Origin of the sequence: Gordonia sp. NPDC058843, from assembly GCF_042743165.1 — a bacterium.
Taxonomy (GTDB): Bacteria; Actinomycetota; Actinomycetes; order Mycobacteriales; family Mycobacteriaceae; genus Gordonia.
In genome coordinates, this window is the sequence record NZ_JBHYNC010000014.1 from 70,609 (window position 1) to 74,396 (window position 3,788).

General features: G+C 67.3%; 3 protein-coding genes. All 3 read left to right on the forward strand.

Going from position 1 to position 3,788, the window contains the following annotated elements:
• The first annotated feature begins 125 nt into the window (after window positions 1-125).
• The 3 genes from ACFW3F_RS12190 to ACFW3F_RS12200 are packed head-to-tail and all read left to right on the forward strand — an operon-like array spanning window position 126 to window position 3,416.
• Window positions 126-1,712 carry an ATP-binding cassette domain-containing protein gene (locus ACFW3F_RS12190; protein WP_388057586.1) on the forward strand — a complete coding sequence of 529 codons (1,587 nt, stop codon included), beginning with the start codon at window positions 126-128 and terminating at the stop codon, window positions 1,710-1,712.
• A 1-nt stretch (window position 1,713) separates the two neighbouring features.
• Entirely contained in the window at window positions 1,714-2,544 is an 831-nt protein-coding gene (locus ACFW3F_RS12195) for an ABC transporter permease (RefSeq protein ID WP_388057588.1), read from the forward strand.
• Window positions 2,544-3,416 carry an ABC transporter permease gene (locus ACFW3F_RS12200; RefSeq protein WP_388057590.1) on the forward strand — a complete coding sequence of 291 codons (873 nt, stop codon included), beginning with the start codon at window positions 2,544-2,546 and terminating at the stop codon, window positions 3,414-3,416. Before ACFW3F_RS12195 ends, ACFW3F_RS12200 begins: the two co-directional genes overlap by 1 nt.
• Window positions 3,417-3,788 lie beyond the last annotated feature (372 nt).

Consider the following 3,788-nt stretch of genomic DNA (forward strand, 5'->3'; position numbering starts at 1 on the left):
GTGCGTAAGTTTGGTGTCGTGGATGCCTAGCGTCAGATACTTGCCGCCGTCCCATCGGTGGCCGACGACCTGCGACGCTCCGGCTGTCCATGCTGCCGCCCTGTTGTCGACGCGTAGAGGAAGACATGTCCGAGGCCAGTGGTCAGCGACCGTCCGTCGCGTCCTACGCGCCGCGTCATCATCGGCAGGACCCGCCGCTTCCGCCGCTGCCAGAAGACCCGTTCGTTCTGCCCGACCCGGTCGAGGAACAGCTGCGACGCTGGCGCGCCGAACGTTCGAATGTCTCGACCGCGACAGACGAGGACGCCGGCTCGGGCGAGCCCCCGCTCAATGGTCATGGATCCGTCCCGCCTTTCGACGCAGCGCCCACCGATAGCGCGCCCACCGATAGCGCGCCGGCTGACGCCGCGTCCACCGAAACCGCGCCGGCTGACACCGCGTCCACCGAAACCGCGCCGGCTGACGCCGCGCCCGCGGTGGGTCCACGCCCCGTCGAGTCGCTCCAGGAGCCGGTGCCGACCGAGCGGGCACCCGCAACCCCGTCTGCGCCATCGGTCCCGACGACGCCACCGCCGGTCGGCGACTTCGCCGGCGCGCCGGGACCCTCACCCGTCCACCGCAACGAGCGCTTCGTCGGCCCGGGATCGAACGGTGCCGCGGCTCCCGTGGTACCCGAGTGGCAGACGACACCGGTCGACGGTTCGGAGTCGCAGACCGCCGCGATACCGATCCCGGATCGAGCGCAGCTGGCCGATACCCCGGCGACCCTCGCGATCGAGGCGAGGAACCTGCACAAGAAGTTCAAGGACATGGTCGCCGTCGAGGACGTGAGTTTCACGGTCCCGGCCGGCAGCATCGTCGCGTTGCTCGGACCCAACGGCGCGGGCAAGACAACGACGGTGAACATGCTCTGTACCCTGCTCAAACCCGACGGCGGCAGTGCCACCGTCAATGGGCACGACGTCGCGCACGACGCGGCCGCGGTGCGGAAGTCGATCATGCTCACCGGTCAGTTCGCCGCGCTCGACGAGGCGCTGACCGGCCGCGAGAACCTGGTCCTGTTCGGCAGGCTGCTCGGCCTCGACAAGGCCGCCGCGCGTGCGCGTGCCGAGGAGCTGCTCGACGCTTTCTCGCTGACAGATGTCGGCGGCAAACGCGTTCGCGAGTACTCGGGCGGAATGCGACGCCGCATCGACATCGCCTGCGGGCTGGTCACCGCACCGAAGATCGTGTTCCTCGACGAGCCCACGACGGGTCTGGATCCGCGCAGCAGGCTGGAAGTGTGGTCGCTGGTCGAGAAGCTCCGCGATTCCGGCGTCACCATCCTGCTGACCACCCAGTACCTCGAAGAGGCCGACGTCCTGTCCGACAACATCGTCGTCATCGACAAGGGCCGGGTCATCGCCGAGGGAACCTCCGACGAGCTGAAGGCGTCGACCGGTCCGGCGTACTGCGAGGTCGCACCGGCCGACCCCGCCGACCTGGTCCGCCTGCGCAGCACGCTCGCGGACCTCATCGGCGGGCACGTACAGAACGATGACGACCACTTCGTCGCGGTACCGGCGCCCGATGGTCCCGAGACCCTCGTCGAAGTCATCCGACGAACGGCAGCGGCCGACATCCCACTGTCCGACGTCGCGATGCGGCGGCCATCGCTGGACGAGGTGTTCCTGGCGCTGACCGACCCGCGGCGGGACCGGAGTTCCACCTGACATGACGACTTCTGACGTACTGCGATCGGGGGCGACGTCGTCGGGGTCGGCATCGACCGCGCTGATCGAGCCGCGTGAACGACCTGTCCAGCAGTGGTGGGCGTTGACCGGCCGCGGGGTCTCGAAGGTGTTCCGCGGCGGCGAGGTCATCTTCGCGTTCATCTCCCCGGCGTTTCTCGCCGTCTGCTTCTATCTCCCGCTGCGAAGCATCGTCGAGGTGGCGCCCGGCATCAATTACGGACAGTTCCTGATGCCGATCATCGTGTTGCAGTCGGTGAACTTCGCCGCCTCCTCGGCGGCGATGCGCGCGGCCTTCGACGGAGTGCAGGGCATCAACACCCGCTTCCGTGTGATGCCGATGTCGCCGCTGATCCCGATGCTGGCACGGACCGCGACCAACGGTGTGCTGCTGGTGATCTCGCTGACCTGCGCCGCGGTCGCATGCCTGATCATCGAATGGCGTCCGGGCGGGGGCCTGTGGGGCACCGTCGGGCTGTTCGGTCTGGCGTTCCTGGTCGGAGTCCTGTTCTCGTGGACGGCCGACGGCCTCGGGCTCGTCGCCGGCAGTCCCGAGGCCACCAGCCAGGCGCTGGCCCTGCCGACGCTGATCCTCGGCATGATGTCCACCGGATTCGTGCCGCTGACCCAGTTCCCGGAGTGGATCCAACCGTTCGTCCGGAATCAGCCCATCTCCCAATTCGCCGACTCCATGCGCGCTCTCGACGCCGGGACCGCCACCTGGGAGCAGCTGCAGCCGTCGCTGTGGTGGTGCGCGGGTCTGGCCGCAACCGCACTGGTGCTGCTGGCCATCAGTACGCGGAGGACACGCTGATGGGCGGTGTGGACGTGAACGTGGGTGCCTCCACCGGAGAACAGACGGCACACCGGCACTTCCTGGCGACCGTGGCCACCGACGTGCCGACGGAATCGTCGTTCCGGGCCTGGTGGCGTCAGAGTCGCCCGCTCGCGGTCCGGCAGATCGTGGTGTTCGTCCGCGACGTCCCGACGCTGATACAGGCCCTGCTCTTCCCAGCACTCAGCATGCTCATGTTCAAGGTCGTGCTCGGTGACGCAATCGGCTCGGCGACCGGTCAGAACAGTGCGTACGGCACTGTGCCCCTGGTGATCCTCGTCGGCGCGATGTTCGGTTCGATCGCCTCCGCGACCCGTCTCAACCGGGAGCGGGCCACCGGTTTGCTCGCCCGGTTGTATGTCCTGCCGATACACCGGGCGGCGGATCTGACCTCGCGGGTGATGTCCGAGGTGGCGCGCATCCTCGTGACCACGCTCATCCTCCTGTCCGCCGGCCACCTGATCGGTTTCCGCTTCACCCAGGGCCTGGCCTCGGCGATCGGGCTGGTGCTGGTGGCTCTCGCCTACGGCGTTGCGTTCGCCACCCTCACGCTTGCGCTCGCGGTCAGCGCCCGCCCGGGTGCGCCGATCGTGCCGTATCTCGGTCTGGCGTCGAGCCTGTTGATGTTCTTCAACTCCGGTTTCTCTCCGATCAGCGCTTATCCGAGTTGGCTGCAACCGATCGTTGCGAATCAGCCGATGACACCGGCCATCGAGACGATGCGCGCGCTGGCCGCGGGCGGTCCGTTGGCCGAGAACCTCACGAAAGTCATCGTTTGGACCGTCGTGATTCTGGTCATTTCCATATATCCGGCTCTTCGCGGTTATCAGAAAGCCGCGAGGGATCGATGACCACGAACCGATCTCATACCGTCGGGGTAACGAATGACACCCGATACGGCCGCGATGGCGCCGGCGGCGAGCGTACCGCCCGGCCGTGGCGGCACATCGGCAATGGTCAGCGGTCCGCACGCGGTACGCGACGGCCATCCGGTGCCGTCACCTCGCCGCGCGCGTGCACGCTGACCGGCGTAACAAGGAAGGTGGGTAGGTCGATGGCATTTACAGAGGCTGGCCCTGCATCCCGGTTTCCGAAGACCCCCTCGCGTGAAATAAGATGGAGATTCTGTGTCGGCGTCCGATGTGGAGGGTCTGAACGATTACCAACGGCACTGTCGTGAGGTCTAATCGACTGCAGGACTAGCGAGGGAGTGTTCAGAGGAC

Excerpts from the sequence above, each read along its gene's own strand:
- ACFW3F_RS12190 (WP_388057586.1), top strand. The coding sequence starts at position 126 with ATGTCCGAGGCCAGTGGTCAGCGACCGTCCGTCGCGTCCTACGCGCCG.
- ACFW3F_RS12195 (WP_388057588.1), top strand. The coding sequence starts at position 1,714 with ATGACGACTTCTGACGTACTGCGATCGGGGGCGACGTCGTCGGGGTCG.
- ACFW3F_RS12200 (WP_388057590.1), top strand. The coding sequence starts at position 2,544 with ATGGGCGGTGTGGACGTGAACGTGGGTGCCTCCACCGGAGAACAGACG.